General features: G+C 62.5%; 1 protein-coding gene. It reads right to left on the minus strand.

Annotated features, from left to right (window positions below):
* Positions 1-1,721: WXG100-like domain-containing protein (locus KIH74_RS35575; RefSeq protein WP_214160860.1), on the minus strand; the 1,721-nt coding region annotated here is incomplete at its 3' end.
* Between the last annotated feature and the right edge of the window lie 8 nt (positions 1,722-1,729).

A 1,729-nucleotide genomic window follows, 5' to 3' on the forward strand; every position in this document is an offset into this window, starting at 1 on the left:
TTCGAGGGCAGGGAATCCCCACCACGTCCCGAACCACCCGAGCCGCCCGCCGAACCCTCCAGCGCCGGCTTCTCGGACATCGCCCGCACCGAACTGTGCAGCTCGTCCGCGGACGGAAGATTACGCAGCTCGATGGGCTCACCGATGACCTGACGCCCGGCCCGCCCCAGCGCACCCATCAGCGCACCGGCACCGAAAGCAGCCACCCCGGTCTCGAACTCATGATCCGGCCCGAACAACAAATTGTAGAAACCAGTCGCCAGAACCATCGTCGTACCACCGGTGGCCGCCGACACCCCGTAATCGGCCACCTTGTAACCGAACGTCCCCGCATAATTCTTCTGGAGATTCCGCACCACCAGATAAGGCACATCATCAGCCAGAGCGTCCACCGTCGCCCGGCCCAGCCTGTCCTCGTACCCCGCAAGAACCTTCCGCAGATCACCCTGCAGATCCTTCATATTCTTCCGGGACCAGTTCACGGCAAACGACTCCGCATAATCCCGGCCCAGCTCACGAGCCAGATCCGCCCGCATCACCGAACCGAAATGACGCTCGAACACCGCCGCCATACGCTCGACGAACTCACCCGCGTCACCCAGGACCTTACGGGTGAACGAGTCGACGCCCAGACCGCGGAACAGATCCGCGTCCGCGTCCCCGAAAACGCGCAGGTACCGGGCCATGAACCCGGAAGCCTGGTTCGGCCCAGCAACCTGCCGAAGATCGTTGCCGACCTTCTTCAGAATGTCGGCCGGTGCCAGTTCCCCGCCGGCCTTGGCACCGCTCCCCGGAATCTTCTGATTTCCACCGAGTCCCAGGTCGTCGGCGGCCCGGCCCCCCGTGCGCACCTCCACACCCTTGAAACCCTTGACCAGACCACCAGAATCACCCGCGAAAACCTTACTCAGATCACCGGCGACACCACCCACACCCCCCGACGACGGAGCATCCCCCAGCACCTTCGCCAGATCCCCCGCCAGAACCTTCTGGAAATCCGCCCCCAGAACATTCCCGATCCCCTTCGTCAACCCCGGCGCGAACCCCGAAAGACCACCACCGATCAAACCCGCGATCACCGCGAACTCGATCGCCCCAAGCGTGTTCTCCGCACTCCACTCATCACGGTGACCATCCATGAACTGCTTTGCCTGAATGATCACATCCATCAGAACACCGGCAGTCACCTGCAACGCCATCTGCGTCGAAATATGCGCCACCAGACGCGCAACCGTCTTCCCGATCCCCCACCGCGCCAGAACCCGCACCCACCACGCCTCGATCGGCGCCATCCAGTTCCACCACGCCGTCGCAGCAATAGCCGCCAGATCAGCCACCGTCCACGCCAGAAGCGCAAACAGCATCCACTTCGCATACTCGAACTGATTACCCGTGTCCCGCCCCACCCGCGCCAGCACCACCGCCGACTCCGCAGCCTTCCCCAGATAATCACCACGATCACCCGAAGCCTCATGCAGAACATCCGACGCCACAAACGGACGCAAAACAGCAATAAACGAATCAGCAGCCTCCCCCTGCCAATTCGCCTTCACCTCCACCATCAACTCAAGAATCGCCGACCGCAACGCCAGCAGATCCTCCGCCACCCCCTCATACAGAACCGCCACCTCACGCAGCAGATCCTCATTACCCTGCGGAACATCCATCCCCGTCAGAGCCTTCATAAAACCCGCCAGCGCAGGCGAAATCTCAACAGCCACAACTCACC

Source organism: Kineosporia corallincola (genome assembly GCF_018499875.1).
Lineage (GTDB): Bacteria > Actinomycetota > Actinomycetes > Actinomycetales > Kineosporiaceae > Kineosporia > Kineosporia corallincola.